At 71.7% G+C, this 17,753-nt stretch carries 19 protein-coding genes; 12 read left to right on the top strand and 7 right to left on the bottom strand.

Annotated elements, in window-relative coordinates; translation table 11 throughout:
- The first annotated feature begins 14 nt into the window (after positions 1-14).
- A complete protein-coding gene (locus RIN80_RS12150) occupies positions 15-335 on the top strand; it encodes a hypothetical protein (protein WP_309095576.1) in 321 nt (106 codons plus the stop codon).
- A 73-nt stretch (positions 336-408) separates the two neighbouring features.
- Here RIN80_RS12150 and RIN80_RS12145 read toward each other — a convergent pair whose 3' ends face one another.
- A complete protein-coding gene (locus RIN80_RS12145) occupies positions 409-1,335 on the bottom strand; it encodes an RNA polymerase sigma factor SigF (protein ID WP_309095575.1) in 927 nt (308 codons plus the stop codon).
- Positions 1,336-1,573: 238 nt separating this feature from the next.
- Here RIN80_RS12145 and RIN80_RS12140 point away from each other — a divergent pair, with 238 nt between their 5' ends.
- Positions 1,574-1,951: an STAS domain-containing protein gene (locus tag RIN80_RS12140; protein WP_309095574.1), complete on the top strand. Its 378-nt coding sequence runs from the start codon at positions 1,574-1,576 to the stop codon at positions 1,949-1,951.
- Positions 1,952-2,195: 244 nt separating this feature from the next.
- Entirely contained in the window at positions 2,196-2,750 is a 555-nt protein-coding gene (locus RIN80_RS12135; RefSeq protein WP_309095573.1) for an ATP-binding protein, read from the top strand.
- Positions 2,751-3,053: 303 nt separating this feature from the next.
- On the opposite strand, the gene RIN80_RS12130 is transcribed toward RIN80_RS12135, so the two are convergent.
- Positions 3,054-4,592 (bottom strand): oligopeptide:H+ symporter, encoded by a 1,539-nt coding sequence (locus tag RIN80_RS12130; RefSeq protein WP_309095572.1) that lies wholly within the window; start codon positions 4,590-4,592, stop codon positions 3,054-3,056.
- Positions 4,593-5,111: 519 nt separating this feature from the next.
- On the opposite strand from RIN80_RS12130, the gene RIN80_RS12125 reads away from it, so the two are divergent.
- Positions 5,112-5,789: a response regulator transcription factor gene (locus RIN80_RS12125; protein ID WP_309095571.1), complete on the top strand. Its 678-nt coding sequence runs from the start codon at positions 5,112-5,114 to the stop codon at positions 5,787-5,789.
- Between the two features lie 40 nt (positions 5,790-5,829).
- On the top strand, positions 5,830-7,107 hold the full coding sequence (locus RIN80_RS12120; protein ID WP_309095570.1) for an ATP-binding protein: 1,278 nt from the start codon (positions 5,830-5,832) through the stop codon (positions 7,105-7,107).
- 28 nt (positions 7,108-7,135) lie between these two features.
- On the opposite strand, the gene RIN80_RS12115 is transcribed toward RIN80_RS12120, so the two are convergent.
- On the bottom strand, positions 7,136-7,627 hold the full coding sequence (locus RIN80_RS12115; protein ID WP_309095569.1) for a GtrA family protein: 492 nt from the start codon (positions 7,625-7,627) through the stop codon (positions 7,136-7,138).
- A gap of 162 nt (positions 7,628-7,789) precedes the next feature.
- Between RIN80_RS12115 and RIN80_RS12110 the strand changes: the two genes are divergently transcribed.
- The 3 genes from RIN80_RS12110 to RIN80_RS12100 are packed head-to-tail and all read left to right on the top strand — an operon-like array spanning position 7,790 to position 10,646.
- Positions 7,790-8,929 (top strand): 5-(carboxyamino)imidazole ribonucleotide synthase, encoded by a 1,140-nt coding sequence (locus RIN80_RS12110; protein ID WP_309095568.1) that lies wholly within the window; start codon positions 7,790-7,792, stop codon positions 8,927-8,929.
- Positions 8,926-9,453, top strand: coding sequence for a 5-(carboxyamino)imidazole ribonucleotide mutase (purE, locus tag RIN80_RS12105; protein WP_309095567.1), 528 nt, complete (start codon positions 8,926-8,928; stop codon positions 9,451-9,453). Before RIN80_RS12110 ends, purE begins: the two co-directional genes overlap by 4 nt.
- A 5-nt stretch (positions 9,454-9,458) precedes the next feature.
- Positions 9,459-10,646, top strand: a complete 1,188-nt coding sequence (locus RIN80_RS12100; protein ID WP_309095566.1) for a dipeptidase — start codon at positions 9,459-9,461, stop codon at positions 10,644-10,646.
- Here the strand turns inward: RIN80_RS12100 and RIN80_RS12095 are convergent.
- Positions 10,586-11,728, bottom strand: a complete 1,143-nt coding sequence (locus RIN80_RS12095) for an alkene reductase (RefSeq protein WP_309095565.1) — start codon at positions 11,726-11,728, stop codon at positions 10,586-10,588. The genes RIN80_RS12100 and RIN80_RS12095 overlap by 61 nt on opposite strands.
- 52 nt (positions 11,729-11,780) lie before the next feature.
- Here RIN80_RS12095 and RIN80_RS12090 point away from each other — a divergent pair, with 52 nt between their 5' ends.
- Together RIN80_RS12090 and RIN80_RS12085 are read left to right on the top strand one after the other, a co-directional pair.
- Positions 11,781-12,140 (top strand): MerR family transcriptional regulator, encoded by a 360-nt coding sequence (locus tag RIN80_RS12090; RefSeq protein WP_309095593.1) that lies wholly within the window; start codon positions 11,781-11,783, stop codon positions 12,138-12,140.
- 107 nt (positions 12,141-12,247) lie between these two features.
- Complete coding sequence (locus RIN80_RS12085; RefSeq protein WP_309095564.1) at positions 12,248-13,381, top strand: dipeptidase; 1,134 nt, start codon at positions 12,248-12,250, stop codon at positions 13,379-13,381.
- A gap of 51 nt (positions 13,382-13,432) precedes the next feature.
- Here RIN80_RS12085 and RIN80_RS12080 read toward each other — a convergent pair whose 3' ends face one another.
- Positions 13,433-13,825, bottom strand: coding sequence for a VOC family protein (locus RIN80_RS12080; protein WP_309095563.1), 393 nt, complete (start codon positions 13,823-13,825; stop codon positions 13,433-13,435).
- 14 nt (positions 13,826-13,839) lie between these two features.
- Positions 13,840-14,211: a VOC family protein gene (locus RIN80_RS12075; RefSeq protein WP_309095562.1), complete on the bottom strand. Its 372-nt coding sequence runs from the start codon at positions 14,209-14,211 to the stop codon at positions 13,840-13,842.
- A 117-nt stretch (positions 14,212-14,328) separates the two neighbouring features.
- Here RIN80_RS12075 and RIN80_RS12070 point away from each other — a divergent pair, with 117 nt between their 5' ends.
- Positions 14,329-14,835 carry a CGNR zinc finger domain-containing protein gene (locus RIN80_RS12070; RefSeq protein ID WP_309095561.1) on the top strand — a complete coding sequence of 169 codons (507 nt, stop codon included), beginning with the start codon at positions 14,329-14,331 and terminating at the stop codon, positions 14,833-14,835.
- Between the two features lie 214 nt (positions 14,836-15,049).
- Here the strand turns inward: RIN80_RS12070 and RIN80_RS12065 are convergent, their stop codons facing one another.
- Complete coding sequence (locus RIN80_RS12065) at positions 15,050-16,393, bottom strand: UDP-glucose/GDP-mannose dehydrogenase family protein (protein WP_309095560.1); 1,344 nt, start codon at positions 16,391-16,393, stop codon at positions 15,050-15,052.
- 189 nt (positions 16,394-16,582) lie between these two features.
- On the opposite strand from RIN80_RS12065, the gene RIN80_RS12060 reads away from it, so the two are divergent.
- On the top strand, positions 16,583-17,740 hold the full coding sequence (locus RIN80_RS12060; protein WP_309095559.1) for an acyl-CoA dehydrogenase: 1,158 nt from the start codon (positions 16,583-16,585) through the stop codon (positions 17,738-17,740).
- Positions 17,741-17,753 lie beyond the last annotated feature (13 nt).

The raw sequence follows: 17,753 nt of genomic DNA, 5'->3' as shown, positions 1-17,753 counted from the left end.
GGGGTCACGGACGCTTGGCACGGCACTGGCCGGCACCGCTCCTGGTGAACCTGCTGCTCGGCGTCCCGGGCGTGGTGCCGTTCTGGCTGCTGTGGTACGTCGCGGTCAACGGGCCGCTGGCGTCGCTCGGCTGGACCACGCGGGAGCCCACGGAGAACGACGGCATGGCCCTCTGGCTCGTGATCGTCGTCCCCGTCGTCACGCTGTACGGGCTCATCTGGTGGCTCGTCAACACGCCGCTCCGGCGCCGGACCGCCCTCGCCCCGCACACCTACTGGCTGCTGAGCCTGACGGCTCCGCTCGTCCCGACGGCCGCGCTGGTCCTCAACTCGTGAGGAGAGGGCGGCGGCACGTGCCTGGGGGCGGGCCCATGGCCCGCCCCCGAAGGACACGATCACCCGGTGAGGATCACTCCTCGACCGTCAGCCCCTTGCGCAGCCGTACCAGCGTCCGCGACAGCAGCCGCGAGACGTGCATCTGCGAGATGCCCAGCTCCTCGCCGATCTCCGACTGGGTCATGCCGGCGACGAACCGCAGCGACAGGATCTTCCGGTCGCGCGGCGGGAGTTCCGCTATCAGCGGCTTCAACGACTCGACGTACTCGATGCCCTCGAGCCCGTGGTCCTCGTAGCCGATGCGGTCCGCGAGCGCGCCCTCGGAGTCGTCCTCCTCCGGCTGGGCGTCCAGCGAGGAGGCGGTGTAGGCGTTGGACGCGGCCATGCCCTCGACGACCTCGTCGTTGGAGATGCCGAGGCGCTCGGCCAGTTCGTGCACCGTCGGGGCGCGGTCCAGCTTCTGCGCCAGCTCGTCACCGGCCTTGGCCAGGTCGAGCCGCAGCTCCTGGAGCCGGCGCGGCACGCGCACGGACCACGAGGTGTCACGGAAGAAGCGCTTGATCTCGCCGATGATGGTCGGCATCGCGAACGTGGGGAACTCGACACCGCGCGACAGCTCGAAGCGGTCGATCGCCTTGATCAGGCCGATGGTGCCGACCTGGATGATGTCCTCCATCGGCTCGCTGCGGGAGCGGAACCGGGAGGCGGCGAACTTGACCAGCGCCAGGTTCAGTTCGACGAGCGTGTTGCGGACGTACGAGTACTCGGGCGTCCCTTCCTCCAGCGACTCCAGCCGCTCGAAGAGGGTCTTGGACAGCGCCCGCGCGTCGACCGCGTCGACTTCCTCGAACGGGGGGATGTCCGGAAGTCCGGAGAGAAGGTCGTCCGGTGTGACGAACGTCTCGTCGTGCTCGATGGGTGCCAGATGTTCCGGAGGGGGTGTCGACGTCGCTTGCTGGGTACGCGATGCGTCGAGCCGGGGTGACATGATGTCCTCCATCGTTCTCGGCATATGGCTGCCGGAGCCAGTACGTGCACTGCGGTGTGCGGCGCCTCCAAAGCCGGCCGTGTCGGTTACGTGTCCTTACTAGGCCTACCCGCTTCCGTGAGCCGACCGCAAGTGCGCTCTGCGGGCATATGTCCGTTTGTGCGTGGTTGTTCGGGTGTCGGACTGTGTGAGGAAGGCGTAGTGTTCGAGGGCGTCAGCAACAGTCACGACGTCGGGAGAGAGAGGCGGCATGGACCGCGGGACGGTCGGCAGCGCACAGTCTGGCCGGCTTCTGGTGGAGGTGCGGGAAGAGGGCCCCAGTGCCGTCGTGACCCCGGCGGGTGAGTTGGATCACCACACCGCCGATCTGTTGCGCGAGCCACTGGAGGACTGCCTCGCCAAGGGATTCAAGCGCCTGGTCATCGACTGCGCGCGTCTTGAGTTCTGCGACTCCACGGGGCTGAACGTGCTTCTCGGGGCGCGCCTGAAGGCCGAGGCCGCCGGTGGTGGTGTGTCGCTCGCCGGGATGCAGCCGGTGGTGGCGCGCGTGTTCGAGATCACCGGGGCGGATGCGGTCTTCAGCGTCCATGACACCCTTGAGGCGGCCCTCGCCGACGAGTCGGGCTGACCGGCGTGCCCCGGCCCGCCGCGCCCCTGACGTACCTCTGTGACCGGTGTCCCGCCCTCGTCACGAGTTTCGTGCGCAATACAGGGGTGTTCCCCGGGTCCGCCCGGGCAGGAGACATCCTGAGCCTGTCGGACGCGGGGTGACCCGGGGGTGCAGTGAAACCGGGCGTGCCGCGCACCGCGTGACTGACTGTGTACTGAATCTTTTGAATCATGAACTGGTGAATCGGTGAGGTGAAGCGCTGATGAGCACCACCCGGCCTTACTCGCCGGGCGACCGCGGGCCGGAGCCCAGCGGCGCTTCCGGGGCGTCCGAGGGTGGCGTGGCGGCGGCCGGTGCGGCCGGCGAGGGCATGGCCGTGCAGGACGGAGCCGCGGCGCCGCCGGGGGGCCGGCAGGTGCGCCGGCTGAGCTTCGAGGGGGAGAGCGGGGTCGTCCCGCTCGCGCGCGACTTCACCCGCCAGGCGCTGTACGCGTGGGGCTGGCTGCCCGCCGCCTCCGCCGACCAGCGGGCCGCCGCCGAGGACGTCCTGCTCGTCGTCTCCGAGCTGGTCACCAACGCCTGTCTGCACGCCGAGGGGCCGGACGGGCTCCAGATCACCTGCGACAACAAGGTGATCCGCATAGAGGTGAGCGACCGCGGCACCGGCCAGCCGGCACCCCGTACCCCCCACCGGGCGGGCCGCCCCGGCGGACACGGCATGTTCATCGTCCAGCGCCTGTGCCTGGACTGGGGCGTCGTGCGCACCCCGGGGGTCGGAGGCAAGACGGTGTGGGCGGAACTGGGCGCACCGGCCTGACGGCGGGCCCGCGCGCCACCCGGCCCGCGTTCCTCCCGGGCCGTACCGTTCCCTGGCTCAGGTGCTCCAGGCCCTGCTGCCCGCTCCCGCCTTCCCCCGTTCCGGGCCCCGGATCTCCCCTCCCTGAGTGAGTGTCCTCCCCGCGGCCGAACGGGTGAAGCGAGGGCCGTCCGCCTTCGCATCCCCGGTCACGCGGTCCGCCCCGCCGGTGGGCCGCCCCCGGACGCCGGCCCACCGGGAACGCGCGAAAGGGCCGCCGCACCTCGACGGTGCGGCGGCCCTTGTCACGGTCCGTGGCCGGCGTCAGTGGACGTCGCCCATCAGGGCCTTGACCTTCCGGCGGTACATGTACACCGCGATACCCGCGAGGGCGGCCAGCACGGCCTCCACGGCGACCGCGCCGGTGCCGCTCAGGTCCACGCCGCCGACGGCCGGGTTGGAGAGCAGGCCCGTCACCGAGTCGCCCGCCGTGACCGCGAGGAACCACACGCCCATCATCTGGCTGGCGTACTTGGCCGGGGCCATCTTGGTCGTGACGGACAGACCGACCGGGGAGAGGCACAGCTCGCCGACCGTCTGGATCAGGTAGATGCCCACCAGCCACATCGGGCTGACCGGCGTGTCACCGTCGGCCATGCCCAGCGGCAGCAGGAAGAAGAAGAACGAGACGCCGATGAAGAACAGCGCCGCGGCGAACTTGGCGACGGTGCTCGGCTCCTTGCCCTTGCGGTTCAGCCACAGCCAGATCCAGGCGAAGACCGGGGCCAGCGCCATGATGAAGACCGGGTTCAGCGACTGGTACCAGGAGGACGGGAAGTCGAAGCCGAGCAGCGAGCCCGCGGCCTTGGTCTCACCGAACGCCTGGACCGTGGAACCGCCCTGGTCGTAGATCATCCAGAACACGGCCGCCGCGACGAAGAACCAGATGTAGCCGGTCATCTTCGACTGCTCGACGTCGCTGAGTTCCTTGTCCCGCTTGATGCGGATCAGCACGCCGGCCGGGATGACCAGGCCGATCACGGTGAGCGGGATCATCGCCCAGTTGAGCGTGAAGTGGCCGGTGAGGCCGACGACGCCGTAGAAGACGGTCGCGACGATCAGCCACAGCAGGCCCTTGCGCAGCCAGGCGGTGCGCTCCTCGGCGGCCAGCGGCTTGGGCACGACGTTGCTCTGCGGGCTCAGGTGGCGGGTGCCGAGGAGGAAGGCGATCAGACCGATGCCCATGCCGACCGCGGCCAGACCGAAGCCGAGGTGCCAGCTGACCTGCTGGCCGACGGTGCCGATGATCAGCGGCGCGAAGAAGGCACCCATGTTGATGCCCATGTAGAAGATCGTGAAGCCGCCGTCACGGCGCGGGTCGTCCGGCCCGTCGTAGAGGTGGCCGACCATGGTGGAGATGTTGGCCTTCAGCAGGCCGGAGCCGAGCGCGACCAGCGCCAGACCGGCGAAGAAGGGCGCCTGCCCGCCGGGCAGGGCCAGCACCAGGTGACCCGCCATGATCGTGACCGCGGCGATCGCCACCGTCCTGCGCGGACCCCAGACCCGGTCGCCGAGCCAGCCGCCGGGCATGGCGAGGAGGTACACCATCGACAGGTAGACCGAGTAGATCGCCGTCGTCGTGGCGAGGTCCATGCCCAGACCGCCGCCCATGCTGCCCTTCTTGGCGTCCGGACCGCCGGAGAGCAGGTAGACGACGAGCAGGGCCCGCATGCCGTAGAAGCTGAACCGCTCCCACATCTCGGTCATGAAGAGGGTGGCCAGTCCGCGGGGGTGGCCGAAGAAGGTCCTCTCGGGGCCCGGGGTGCCCGGGCGGGCCGAGTCCTTCGTCAGGCTGGACGCCATGGTGGTTCCTTGCTGCTCGGGACGCGCCTTCCGCGACTGCGGTGGTGCGCCCGGTGGGGGTTGCCGGCACCGGTGCGTACGGCCGTCCGCCCGACGCCTGCGGGGGGTCCGCTCCGGATCACGAAGCGGTGGGCGGTCGCCACCGGGATCCACGCCTCTACGCGCGTCACCGCACGACGAGGCCCGGCCACAGGTCGTTTCACTCGGGGGGCCGGCGGCGAACCGGCCCGCACACAAAAGAGACCTCCAGGGCCAACCGCCTCCGAAGGTCGCCGTGGTGCTACAGGCGTCGATTCACCATACGGCAGGACACCGCGGCATATGGAAGGACTTGAGACACGGATCACAGGTGACAAGGGAACCGTACGCCCCGTTTCCAAGGTCCTTACCAGGATCCCACCCCACAGGCGCAGGCCCGTGCCGGTTCCCCCGGTGCGTAAGAAGGCGGTGTGGAGCCGGTAAGAACCGATGCTTCCGGTCACACCCCAGCTCAGGGCCCCGCAGGTCTACCATCACCACATGACCCGAGTACTGCTCGCCGAGGACGACGCGTCCATCTCGGAGCCGCTGGCCCGTGCTCTGCGCCGGGAGGGCTACGAGGTCGAGGTGCGTGAGGACGGACCCACCGCTCTCGACGCCGGATTGCAGGGCGGCGTCGACCTGGTCGTGCTCGACCTGGGTCTGCCCGGCATGGACGGACTGGAGGTGGCCCGCCGCCTGCGTGGCGAAGGCCACAGCATCCCCATTCTCATCCTGACCGCGCGCGCCGACGAGGTGGACACGGTCGTCGGGCTCGACGCGGGCGCCGACGACTACGTCACCAAGCCGTTCCGGCTGGCCGAGCTGCTCGCCCGCGTCCGGGCCCTGCTGCGGCGCGGTGCCGCCGAGCCCCAGCAGCCGCCCGCCACCCACGGCGTGCGCATCGACGTCGAGTCACACCGCGCCTGGATGGGGGACGAGGAGCTGCAGCTCACCGCCAAGGAGTTCGACCTGCTGCGGGTGCTGGTGCGCGACGCCGGCCGGGTCGTCACCCGCGACCAGCTGATGCGCGAGGTCTGGGACACCACCTGGTGGTCGTCGACCAAGACCCTCGACATGCACATCTCCTGGCTGCGCAAGAAGCTCGGCGACGACGCGGCCAACCCGCGCTACATCGCCACCGTGCGCGGTGTGGGCTTCCGCTTCGAGAAGAGCTGAGCCGCGGAGCACGGGTAATCGGTGATCGGATAAACAGGACATGCGCCGCCGACTGATCCAGTCCACGCTCGCCGTGGTGCTGGTCGTGATCGCCGTGTTCGGGGTCTCGCTCGTCATCGTCGAGACGCGGACGATCAGCAACAGCGCCCAGGAGCGGGTGGAGTCCGAGGCGGTGCGGCTGGCCAGCATCGTCGACAGCCGGCTCTTCGTCGCCCAGCAGGTCGACGCGGAGGTGCTGCGCAAGCAGGTCACGCAGGACCGCTACTACGCCGTGATCCGGCTTCCCGGCGAGGCGCCCATCGAGATCGGCGACAAGCCCCCCGGTGACGTCATCAGCGCGACCGCGCCCGGCGAGGAGGGCGAGACGGTCACCGTCCAGGAGCCGCGCTCCTCGGTGACCCGGGAGGTCGGCCGGACCCTGCTGATCATCGCCCTGGTGGCGCTGCTGGCGGTGGTGGCCGCGGTGCTGCTCGCGGTCCGCCAGGCCAACCGGCTCGCCTCGCCGCTGACCGACCTCGCGGAGACGGCCGAACGGCTCGGCTCGGGCGATCCGCGCCCCAGGCACAAGCGCTACGGAGTGCCCGAGCTGGACCGGGTCGCGGACGTGCTGGACGGCTCCGCCGAGCGCATCGCGCGCATGCTGACCGCCGAGCGGCGGCTCGCCGCCGACGCCTCCCACCAGCTGCGCACCCCGCTGACGGCGCTGTCCATGCGGCTGGAGGAGATCACCCTCACCGACGACCCGGACACGGTGAAGGAGGAGGCGACGATCGCGCTGACGCAGGTCGAGCGGCTCACGGACGTCGTGGAACGGCTGCTGACCAACTCGCGTGACCCGCGCACCGGCTCCGCCGTCACCTTCGACCTCGACGAGGTCATCCAGCAGCAGCTCGCCGAGTGGCGCCCCGCCTACCGCAGCGCCGGCCGGGCCATCGTCAGCTCCGGCAAACGGCACCTCCAGGCGGTGGGCACGCCCGGCGCGGTCGCCCAGGTGCTGGCCGCGCTGATCGAGAACTCCCTGATGCACGGCGGCGGCACGGTCGCGCTGCGCACCCGCGTCACCGGCAACCAGGCCGTCATCGAGGTCACGGACGAGGGCCCGGGAATCCCCGCCGACCTGGGCGCCCGCATCTTCGAGCGCGCGATCAGCGGCCGCAACTCCACGGGCATCGGGCTCGCCGTCGCCCGCGACCTGGCGGAAGCCGACGGCGGCCGGCTGGAGATGCTGCAGACCAAGCCCCCGGTCTTCGGCCTGTTCCTGTCCCGCACGGCCGTCAGGAAGCAGGCCGACGGCGGCGCGGAGCCGACGATCCGCTGACCCCTGCGCGGGCCGGTCCGCCGACCGGTTACGGCACCCGCTGCCCGGTGCGCTCCCGGTCCAGGATCGACTCCGCGTCCGGCACGGCCTCCCGGGTGGGCAGCGCGCGGAACACCCAGGTGCGGTACGACCAGAAGCGGAAGAGCGTGGCGATCCCGATGCCGACGAACTTGAAGACGTTGTTCTGCAGCGGGGTGTCCCAGCCGAAGCCGTAGGTCGCCGTGTACAGGACGCCGTTCTCGATGACCAGCCCGACCGCGCTGAACAGCAGGAACAGGGTCAGCTCCCGCGTGCGGCGGGACTTGTCGCGGTCGCGGTAGGTGAAGTACCGGAAGCCGACGTAGTTGAAGACGATCGCGACGACGGTCGCGATGACGCTCGCGCGGACCACCGGCAGGTCGGTGACGTGCCGTACGAGGTTGAACACGAGGAGGTTGACCAGCACGCCGGCCCCGCCCACCGCGCCGAACTTGGCGACCTCGTGGACGAGCCGCCGGAGCCGCGAAGCACCATGTCCCATGGTCGTGCAGGCCCCCGTCCGTGGTCGGCGTCAACCCAGCCATGCTAACCACCCTCGTGCGCGATCTTCCTGTGGATGCCGGTGGACGGCCGGAGATGGTCCGGACCGGGGCGGGGAGGGGCAGGAAACCGGCCACCCTGGCGCGGCCGATACCCTGGGAGCGTGACGTTCCCGGTAGTCGGCATGGTCGGCGGGGGCCAGCTCGCGCGTATGACGCACGAGGCTGGCATCCCGCTCGGCATCAGGTTCAAGCTCCTCAGTGACACCCCGCAGGACTCCGCCGCGCAGGTCGTGGGCGATGTCGTCGTCGGCGACTATCGCGACCTCGACACGCTGCGTGAGTTCGCGCGCGGGTGCGATGTGATCACCTTCGATCACGAACATGTACCCACCGAGCACCTCCGGGCGCTGGAGGCGGACGGGATTCCCGTGCGCCCCGGCCCGGACGCGCTGGTGCACGCCCAGGACAAGGGGGTGATGCGCGCGAGGCTCGACGCGATCGGCGTGCCCTGCCCACGGCACCGGATCGTGTCCGATCCGCAGGACGTGGCGGCCTTCGCCGCCGAGGGGGACGGCTTCCCCGTCGTTCTGAAGACCGTCCGCGGCGGCTACGACGGCAAGGGCGTGTGGGTCGTCGGCTCCGTCGAGGAGGCCGCCGACCCGTTCCGGGCCGGGGTCCCCGTGCTGGCCGAGGAGAAGGTCGACTTCGTCCGCGAGCTCGCCGCCAACGTCGTCCGCTCCCCGCACGGCCAGGCCGTCGCCTACCCGGTCGTGGAGTCGCGGCAGGTCAACGGCGTGTGCGACACGGTCATCGCCCCGGCGCCCGACCTGGACGAGGCCCTCGCCCTTCAGGCCTCCGAGATGGCGCTGAACATCGCCAAGGAACTCGGCGTCGTCGGCCACCTCGCGGTCGAGCTGTTCCAGACCCGCGACGGCCGCATCCTCGTCAACGAGCTGGCGATGCGCCCGCACAACTCCGGTCACTGGTCGATGGACGGCGCGGTCACCAGCCAGTTCGCCAACCACGTCCGCGCGGTCCTGGACCTGCCGCTGGGCGACCCGCGCCCGCGCGCGCCGTGGACGGTGATGGTCAACGTCCTCGGCGGCGACTTCCCGGACATGTACTCCGCGTACCTGCACTGCATGGCCCGCGACCCGCAGCTCAAGATCCACATGTACGGCAAGGACGTGAAGCCCGGCCGCAAGGTCGGTCACGTCAACACCTACGGCGACGACCTGGACGACGTGCTGGAGCGCGCCCGTCACGCTGCCGGCTACCTGAGAGGCACCATCACCGAATGAGCCCTGTTGTTGGCATCGTCATGGGGTCGGACTCCGACTGGCCCGTCATGGAGGCCGCCGCGAAGGCCCTCGACGAGTTCGAGATCGCCTACGAGGTCGACGTCGTCTCCGCGCACCGCATGCCGCGCGAGATGATCGCCTACGGCGAGCAGGCCGACGCCCGCGGGCTCAAGGTGATCATCGCCGGGGCGGGCGGCGCCGCCCACCTGCCCGGCATGCTCGCCTCGGTGACGCCGCTGCCGGTCATCGGAGTGCCCGTGCCGCTGAAGTACCTCGACGGCATGGACAGCCTCCTGTCGATCGTGCAGATGCCGGCCGGCGTCCCGGTCGCCACGGTCTCGGTCGCCGGAGCCCGCAACGCCGGTCTGCTGGCGGCCCGCATCCTCGCCGCGCACGACGAGGACCTGCGCGCGCGGATGCGCGAGTTCCAGCAGGAGCTGAACGACCAGGCCACCGAGAAGGGCAAGCGCCTGCGCTCCAAGGTCGAGGGCACGGGCGGCTTCGGCTTCGGCGCGGGGAAGTGACGGCGGTGACGTCCCGGGAGGCGGCCCGGGAACTCCTGAGCGAGTTCCCGGTCGTCGACGGGCACAACGACCTGCCCTGGGCGCTGCGCGAGCAGGTCCGCTACGACCTCGACGCCCGGGACGTCGCCGTCGACCAGAGCGAGCACCTGCACACCGACCTGCCGCGGCTGCGGGCCGGCGGGGTCGGTGCGCAGTACTGGTCGGTGTACGTCCGCACGGACGCGCCCGATCCGGTCGCGGCCACGCTGGAGCAGATCGACTGCGTGCGGCAGCTGCTGGCCCGCCACCCGGCGGACCTGCGGCCCGCGCTGACGGCCGCCGACATGGAGACCGCGCGCCGCGAGGGGCGGATCGCCTCGCTCATGGGCGCGGAGGGCGGCCACTCCATCGCCAACTCCCTCGGCACCCTGCGCGGCCTGTACGGCCTGGGCGTGCGCTATCTGACGCTCACCCACAACGACAACGTCGACTGGGCGGACTCCGCGACCGACGCGCCGCGGGCCGGCGGCCTGACCGCCTTCGGCCGCGAGGTCGTGCGGGAGATGAACCGGCTCGGCATGCTCGTCGACCTCTCCCACGTGGCGGCGACGACCATGCGGGACGCGCTCGACACGAGTTCGGCCCCGGTGATCTTCTCCCACTCCTCCGCGCGGGCCGTGTGCGACCACCCCCGCAACGTCCCGGACGACGTCCTGGAGCGGCTGCCCGCCAACGGCGGCATGGCGATGGTGACGTTCGTGCCGAAGTTCGTGCTCCAGGCGGCCGTGGACTGGACGGCCGCGGCCGACGAGAACATGCGCGCCCACGGCTTCCACCACCTCGACACCACCGCCGAGGCCATGAAGGTCCACCGCGCCTTCGAGGAGCGGCACCCGCGCCCGGTCGCCACGGTCGCCACGGTCGCCGACCACCTGGACCACATGCGCGAGGTGGCCGGCGTCGACCACCTCGGCATCGGCGGCGACTACGACGGCACGGCCTTCACCCCGGACGGCCTGGACGACGTCTCCGGCTACCCGAACCTGATCGCCGAACTGCTCGACCGGGGCTGGTCCAAGGCCGACCTGGCCAAGCTGACCTGGAAGAACGCGGTGCGGGTGCTGGACGCGGCCGAGGACGTGGCCCGGGGGCTTCAGCAGACCCGGCCGCCGTCCCACGCCACGATCGAGTCGCTGGACGCGCCCGTCTCCTGAGCGCCGAGGGCGGGGTAGTCGGTGTAGCCGGCCGCCCCGCCCACGTACATGAAGTACCGGTCGCGCATCGGGTTCAGCGGCGCCCCGAGCCGCAGCCGCTCCACCAGGTCCGGGTTGGCGAGGAAGGGCCGGCCGAGCGCGATCAGGTCGGCCCCGGCGGCCAGCAGCTCCTTCGACGCCCGGAGCACACCGTCCGTGCGGACCTCCCTCAGCACCGGGTTGGCGACGATCACCCCGGGCCATGCGGCGCGCACCGTCCGGTACACCGGGGTCCGCGGGTCGGCGTACCCCAGGTGCAGATACGCGAGCCCCAGCCCGCCCAGCCGCTCGGCGAGCGCCGGGTACAGCTCCTCGGTCTCGCCCTCCGCGATGCCGTTGACGGTGTTGCCGGGGGAGACGCGCAGCCCCACGCGCTCCGCCCCGATCCCGGCGGCCACGGCCTCGGTCACCTCGGCCGTGAACCGGATGCGCCGGGCGACCGTGCCGCCGTAGCCGTCGGTGCGGAGGTTGGTGTTGCGGGCGAGGAACTGGTGGAGCAGATGCCCGTTGGCGGAGTGCACCTCCACCCCCTCGAAACCGGCGTCCAGCGCGTTGCGGGCGGCCCGGGCGAAGTCCGCGACCGTGGTGCGGATGTCCTCGGCGGTCATCTCCCGGGGCACCACGGCCGGCCGGTGCCCGTGCGGCGTGAAGATCGTCCCGGGCAGCGGGACGGCGGACGGCGCCACCGGGGTGAGCCCGCTGGTCGCGGGGTGGCCGACCCGGCCGCCGTGCTGCAGCTGCAGGAACATCCGCCCGCCCGCCGCCCGCACGGCGTCGGTGACCCGCCGCCAGCCGGCCACATGCTCCGGCCGGTGGACGGCGGTGATGTTCGGGTACGTCTGCCCGGCCGCGTTCGGCGCCGAGGCCTCGGCGATGATCAGCCCGGCCGAGGCGCGCTGGGCGTAGTAGGTGGCCATGAGCGGGGTCGGCGTGCCGTCGGCCGTGGCCCGGTTCCGGGTCAGCGGGGCCATCACCAGGCGGTTGGGCAGATCGAGGGCGGGAAGCCGGAACGGGGCGAAGAGCGCTGTCGTCTGCTGCGTCATGCCCGTACGCTAGAACCTGACACTGATGTCAGAATCAAGTCCGGGAGGCCACGTGCGGATCGGCGAACTGGCCCGGCGCACCGGCGTGAGCGAGCGGTCGCTGCGCTACTACGAGCAGCAGGGACTGCTCACCGCCGAGCGGACCCCGGGCGGGCACCGGGAGTACCCGGAGAAGGCCGTGGACCGGGTCATCCGGATCCAGGAGCTGTACGCGGCGGGACTGTGCAGCGCCAAGATCGCCGAGCTGCTGCCCTGCATGCGGGACAGCGACGGCGGGCCCTCGGCGGTCGCCACGCCGAAGCTCGTCGCCGACCTCACCGCCGAACGGGAGCGCATCGACCGGATGATCGGCGATCTGGTCCGCTCCCGCGACACCCTGGACGAGGTGATCGAGGCGGCCCGGCTGCCCTGAGCGCGCGGCCTCACCGGGTCGTACCCCGAACGCCGCTCCCACCAGGAACCGCCCCCCGGGCCGTGCGACGGTGACCGTACCTCACGAACGACCGTACGGGAGCCGCCATGGCAGATCTCCAGGACGACCTGCGCCCCACCGTCGCGGCCGGCGACCTCGACGACCTGGCCGACCCGTACCCCGAGGAGGCAGTCGTCACGGCGGAGTCGTACGAGCCCGTCTCCGACCCCGACGACGCGCCGCTGACCCGCGCCCACGCCGTCCTCGCCGCGCACCCCGTCGCCGACGGCTACAACGGACTGCCCTGGGCCCTCAAGCGCCTGTCGTACTACGACCTGGAGCTCGGCGAGAGCACCGTCGACACGGACGTGCCCCGGCTGCGCGACGGTCATGTCGGCGTCCTGTTCTGGTCGTTGCACCTGCCCGAGGGGCTGGACGGGGACCGGGCCGTCGGCGCCACCCTGGAGCAGCTGGACCTGGCCAAGACCGTCGCGCGCACCTGCGACGAGGGCCTGCGTCCCGCCACCACGGCCGGGGAGGTCGTGGACGCCCGCAGCTGCGGCCGGGTCGCCGTGCTCTTCGGCCCCGCCGGAGCCTCCGCCCTCGGCGACTCCCTGGGCACCCTGCGCCAGCTGCACCTGCTCGGCCTGCGCGTGCTGACCCTGACCGGGGTGTCCTGGGCGAGCGAGGCCGGGCTGACCCGGTTCGGCGAGGAGGTCGTGCGCGAGATGAACCGGCTGGGCGTGATCGCGGACCTCTCCGGTGCCTCGCCGCAGACCCTGCGCCGCGCCCTCAGCCTCTCCCGGGCGCCCGTGCTGTGCAGCCGCTCCGCCGCCCGGGCCGTCCGCCCCCACCCGGCGAACCTCCCCGACGACCTGCTCGCGGAGCTGGGCGCGGCCAAGGGGCTGTGCCTGGTGCCGCTGACCGCCGAGCAGACCGGGCCGACCGTCCGCGACGTGGCCGACCACCTCGACCACATCCGGGCCGTGGCCGGAGCCCACAGCGTCGGCCTGTCCGGCACCTACGACACCGGCTCCGCCCATCCCCAGGAGCTCGGTGACACCTCCTGCTACCCGCGGCTGATCGGCGAACTGCTGCGCCGCGGCTGGGAGGAGGCCGATGTGGCCCTGCTGACCTGGGGCAACGTCCAGCGCGTGCTGCGCGGCGCCGACTTCACCGCCAGGGCCGCCCAGCAGCGCCGCGCCCCGTCCACGGCGACCATCTCCGACCTGGACGGCTGACGGGCCCGTCCTCGCGGACGGGCCCGCGGGGTATGTCCTGCCGGCGCGGCGTCACTCGTGCTCGATCCGGCACAGGCAGAACGGATGCCCCACCGGATCGGCGTACACCCGGAAGTCCTTCTTCTCGTCGTCCTCCCGGTCCAGCACCCGCGCGCCCAGTGCCAGCACCCGCTCCTCGGCCGCGTCCATCTCCTCCCAGGTCGACCCGGCGTCGAAGTCCAGGTGGAACTGCTGGGCGTTGCGGTCGGCCCGCGGCCACTCCGGCGGTGTGTAGCCGGGGGAGCGCTGGAAGGCGAGCCGGGGGCCGTCCGGGACCCGCAGCACCACCCAGTCGGGGTCGTCGCCCTCCGGCGTACCGCCGCCCACCTGTGCGTAGAAGCGCGCCAGCGCGCGCGGGTCGGGGCAGTCGAGGACCACGGAACGGAAACGTGCCACAGCGGACATGGAGCCTCCCGGTCTCAAGCGGCGCACAGGCAGAACGGGTGCCCGGCCGGGTCGGCGTAAACCCGGAAGGTGCGCTCCCGGTCCTCGGCGTCCAGCGGCTTCGCGCCGAGCGCCAGCACGCCCTTCTCGGCCGTGTCCAGGTCCTCCACGACCAGGTCGAGGTGGAACTGCTGCGAGTGCTCCGGCGAGGGCCACCGCGGCGGCACGTGGTCGGGGGCCGCCTGGAACGCCAGCGCCGGTCCGCCCGGCACCTCCAGGTCCACCCACTCGTCCTGGCCGTCCGTCTGCACCGCCGGCGTGCCGCCGAGCACCTCCGCGTAGAAGCCCGCCAGGGCGCGCGGGTCGGGACAGTCCAGGACGACGACACCCAGTTTGGCGAGAGCCATGACTTCCTCCTCGAAGTCGCTGTTACCCCTATGGAGTGGGTAATCGGTAACCGTTACTGCATGCTCCCCTATTGGAGGTAACCTCGCAAGGGAAAACCCGAGAGGTACGGTCCAGCCATGACGGAGAGATCGCCCGCACCCGGCGGCCTGGCCCTGGTCGAGGCCCTCGTGAACACGCTGGACATCGAGTCGGGCGCGGATGCGCTGGACACGCCGGAAGGCCGGGCGCGCGTCGGGGTCACCGAGGGCGAGGCCGAAGGCGCCCGCGCCCTGCGCGAGTCGCTGCGGGCCGTGCTCCTGGCCCACGCCGGCCACCCGCCGCACCGGGAGGTGCCCCCGCTCGGCGAGCTGCTGGCCGCCGCCCCCCTCGTCGTCACGGTCGACCCGGCCGACGGCTCGGCCGCCCTCGCCCCCGCCGACGGCACCTCCCTGCGCGCCCGTGTCGCGGCCGCCGTCGCCGAGGCCCTCGTCGCCGGCACCTGGACCCGCCTGAAGGCCTGCGAGGCCCCCGACTGCCACTGGGCCTACTACGACCGCAGCCCGGCCGGCCGCGGCCGCTGGTGCTCCATGCAGGTGTGCGGAGCCCGGGCCAAGATGCGCCGCTACCGCTCCAAGGGGGCCTGAGCCACGCCGCTACCGGGCTGAGCCGCTCCAGGCGCAGCCGCGCCCGGGACACGTCCTGCCGGGCCGAGCCGGACGGCGTGGGGCGGGCGCCCGGGCCGAGGGGGACCGAGGCGCCCCGTGTCCGGGCCCGGTGGGGCAGAATGCAACAAGACGCCGGTTCGGCCGACTGAGCCTCGGCCGAACCGGCGTCGCCTGTTCTCGTGTTCCTGAGCGCTTACGCCCTGGGGCGCCCCATCGCCCGGTACGTCCAGCCGGCCTTGCGCCAGCGCTCCGGGTCCAGGGCGTTGCGGCCGTCCAGGATGACCCGGGCCGCCGCGACCTCGCCGAGGGCCTCCTCGTCCAGCTCGCGGAACTCCCGCCACTCCGTCAGGTGCAGCACGATGTCGGCGCCCCGCACGGCCTCCAGCGCCGAGTCCGCGTAGCCGAGGGTGGGGAAGACCCGGCGGGCGTTGTCCATGCCCTTCGGGTCGTACACCGTGACCTGGCCGCCCTGGAGGTGGATCTGCCCGGCCACGTTCAGCGCGGGCGAGTCGCGCACGTCGTCCGAGTCGGGCTTGAAGGTCGCGCCCAGCACCGCCACCCGCTTGCCGAGGAACGGCCCGCCGCCCAGCGCCTGCCGGGCCAGCTCCACCATCTGCCCGCGCTGGCGCATGTTGATCGAGTCGATCTCCCGCAGGAACGTCAGCGCCTGGTCCGCGCCCAGCTCACCGGCGCGCGCCATGAAGGCCCGGATGTCCTTGGGCAGACAGCCGCCGCCGAAGCCGATCCCGGCCCGCAGGAACTTCTTGCCGATCCGGTCGTCGTAGCCGATCGCCTCCGCCAGCTTCGCCACGTCGCCGCCGGCGGCCTCGCAGACCTCCGCCATGGCGTTGATGAAGGAGATCTTCGTCGCGAGGAAGGAGTTGGCGGACGTCTTCACCAGCTCGGAGGTCGGGAAGTCCGTCACCACGAAGGGCGAGCCCTCCGCGATCGGCGTCGCGTACACCTCGCGCAGCAGCTTCTCGGCCCGCTCGCTGCGCACGCCCACCACGATCCGGTCCGGGTGCAGCGTGTCGTCGACGGCGAAGCCCTCACGCAGGAACTCCGGGTTCCAGGCCAGCTCGGCGTCCTCCCCGGCGGGCGCGTGCGCGGCCAGGTACGCCGCGAGACGGTCCGCGGAGCCCACCGGCACCGTCGACTTGCCGACCACCAGCGCGGGCCCGTGCAGATGCGGCGCGAGCGAGGCGAACGCGGAGTCGACGTACGACATGTCACAGGCGTACTCACCGTGCCGCTGCGGGGTGTTCACACAGACGAAGTGCACATCGCCGAACGCGCCGATCTCGGCCCAGTCCTGGGTGAAGCGCAGCCGGCCGCTGGAGCCCTCGAACCCCGGCACGTGCCGGCGCAGCAGCTCGTCCAGACCCGGCTCGTACATCGGGGCCTCGCCCCGCTCCAGCTTCTCGATCTTCTCGGGGACGACGTCGAGAGCGAGCACCTCGAAGCCCAGTTCGGCCATGGCCGCGGCGTGTGTCGCGCCGAGATAACCGGTGCCGATCACGGTGATCTTCAGGGCCATGGGTGCTCCAGTGGGTCTACGGCATGTGGTGCGCGCCCGAGCATAGCCGGGGCATGGGGGCGCGCTTCACCGGGCAACTTCCCAGCTGTCGCCTAGCTCACGTATCCCTCCCGAGGGCGACCCCATAAACTTTTGATTACTTAACGGTAGTTAGCGCCACCATCGCAGCGTTTTGGAGCGTGAGAGACCTTGGCCGGATCGGCTGACTTCGACCTGTACCGCCCGTCCGAGGAGCACGACATGCTCCGTGACGCCGTCCGCTCGCTGGCCGAGGCGAAGATCGCGCCGTACGCCGCCGCGGTGGACGAGGAGGCCCGTTTCCCGCGCGAGGCCCTGCAGGCGCTGGTCGCCAACGACCTGCACGCGGTGCACGTGCCCGAGGAGTACGGCGGCTCGGGCGCCGACGCCCTGGCGACCGTCATCGTGATCGAGGAGGTGGCCCGCGTGTGCGCCTCGTCCTCCCTCATCCCGGCCGTGAACAAGCTCGGCTCGCTGCCCGTGATCCTCTCCGGCTCCGAGGAGCTGAAGAAGAAGTACATGACCCCGCTGGCCAAGGGCGAGGGCATGTTCTCCTACTGCCTCTCCGAGCCGGACGCCGGCTCCGACGCCGCCGGCATGAAGACCAGGGCCGTCCGCGACGGCGACCACTGGATCCTCAACGGCGTGAAGCGCTGGATCACCAACGCCGGCGAGTCGGAGTACTACACGGTGATGGCCGTCACCGACCCGGAGAAGCGCTCCAAGGGCATCTCCGCCTTCGTCGTCGAGAAGTCCGACGAGGGCGTCTCCTTCGGCGCCCCGGAGAAGAAGCTCGGCATCAAGGGCTCCCCGACCCGCGAGGTCTACCTCGACAACGTCCGCATCCCCGCCGACCGCATGATCGGCGAGGAGGGCACCGGCTTCGCCACGGCGATGAAGACCCTCGACCACACCCGCATCACCATCGCCGCCCAGGCCCTCGGCATCGCCCAGGGCGCCCTCGACTACGCCAAGGGCTACGTCAAGGAGCGCAAGCAGTTCGGCAAGCCGATCGCCGACTTCCAGGGCATCCAGTTCATGCTCGCCGACATGGCCATGAAGATCTCGGCCGCCCGCGCCCTGACCTACCAGGCCGCCGCCGCCTCCCAGCGCGTCGACGCCGACCTCACCTACCAGGGCGCCGCCGCCAAGTGCTTCGCCTCGGACGTGGCGATGGAGGTCACCACGGACGCCGTCCAGCTCCTCGGCGGCTACGGCTACACCCGCGACTACCCGGTGGAGCGCATGATGCGCGACGCCAAGATCACGCAGATTTATGAAGGCACGAACCAGGTCCAGCGGATCGTGATGGCCAGGAACCTGCCGTAGCCCGCGGGCACGC

Source organism: Streptomyces sp., assembly GCF_031181705.1.
GTDB lineage: Bacteria > Actinomycetota > Actinomycetes > Streptomycetales > Streptomycetaceae > Streptomyces.
The sequence above is the reverse complement of the archived record's forward strand: the minus strand, read 5'-3'. Positions and strand labels throughout refer to the sequence as shown.

What these genes read in the sequence shown, in the direction of transcription:
- RIN80_RS12075 (WP_309095562.1), bottom strand. Translation starts at nt 14,211, where the DNA reads ATGGCTCTCGCCAAACTGGGTGTCGTCGTCCTGGACTGTCCCGACCCG.
- purE (WP_309095567.1), top strand. Translation starts at nt 8,926, where the DNA reads ATGAGCCCTGTTGTTGGCATCGTCATGGGGTCGGACTCCGACTGGCCC.
- RIN80_RS12070 (WP_309095561.1), top strand. Translation starts at nt 14,329, where the DNA reads ATGACGGAGAGATCGCCCGCACCCGGCGGCCTGGCCCTGGTCGAGGCC.
- RIN80_RS12135 (WP_309095573.1), top strand. Translation starts at nt 2,196, where the DNA reads ATGAGCACCACCCGGCCTTACTCGCCGGGCGACCGCGGGCCGGAGCCC.
- RIN80_RS12085 (WP_309095564.1), top strand. Translation starts at nt 12,248, where the DNA reads ATGGCAGATCTCCAGGACGACCTGCGCCCCACCGTCGCGGCCGGCGAC.
- RIN80_RS12080 (WP_309095563.1), bottom strand. Translation starts at nt 13,825, where the DNA reads ATGTCCGCTGTGGCACGTTTCCGTTCCGTGGTCCTCGACTGCCCCGAC.
- RIN80_RS12095 (WP_309095565.1), bottom strand. Translation starts at nt 11,728, where the DNA reads ATGACGCAGCAGACGACAGCGCTCTTCGCCCCGTTCCGGCTTCCCGCC.
- RIN80_RS12130 (WP_309095572.1), bottom strand. Translation starts at nt 4,592, where the DNA reads ATGGCGTCCAGCCTGACGAAGGACTCGGCCCGCCCGGGCACCCCGGGC.
- RIN80_RS12145 (WP_309095575.1), bottom strand. Translation starts at nt 1,335, where the DNA reads ATGGAGGACATCATGTCACCCCGGCTCGACGCATCGCGTACCCAGCAA.
- RIN80_RS12115 (WP_309095569.1), bottom strand. Translation starts at nt 7,627, where the DNA reads ATGGGACATGGTGCTTCGCGGCTCCGGCGGCTCGTCCACGAGGTCGCC.
- RIN80_RS12140 (WP_309095574.1), top strand. Translation starts at nt 1,574, where the DNA reads ATGGACCGCGGGACGGTCGGCAGCGCACAGTCTGGCCGGCTTCTGGTG.
- RIN80_RS12120 (WP_309095570.1), top strand. Translation starts at nt 5,830, where the DNA reads ATGCGCCGCCGACTGATCCAGTCCACGCTCGCCGTGGTGCTGGTCGTG.
- RIN80_RS12065 (WP_309095560.1), bottom strand. Translation starts at nt 16,393, where the DNA reads ATGGCCCTGAAGATCACCGTGATCGGCACCGGTTATCTCGGCGCGACA.
- RIN80_RS12125 (WP_309095571.1), top strand. Translation starts at nt 5,112, where the DNA reads ATGACCCGAGTACTGCTCGCCGAGGACGACGCGTCCATCTCGGAGCCG.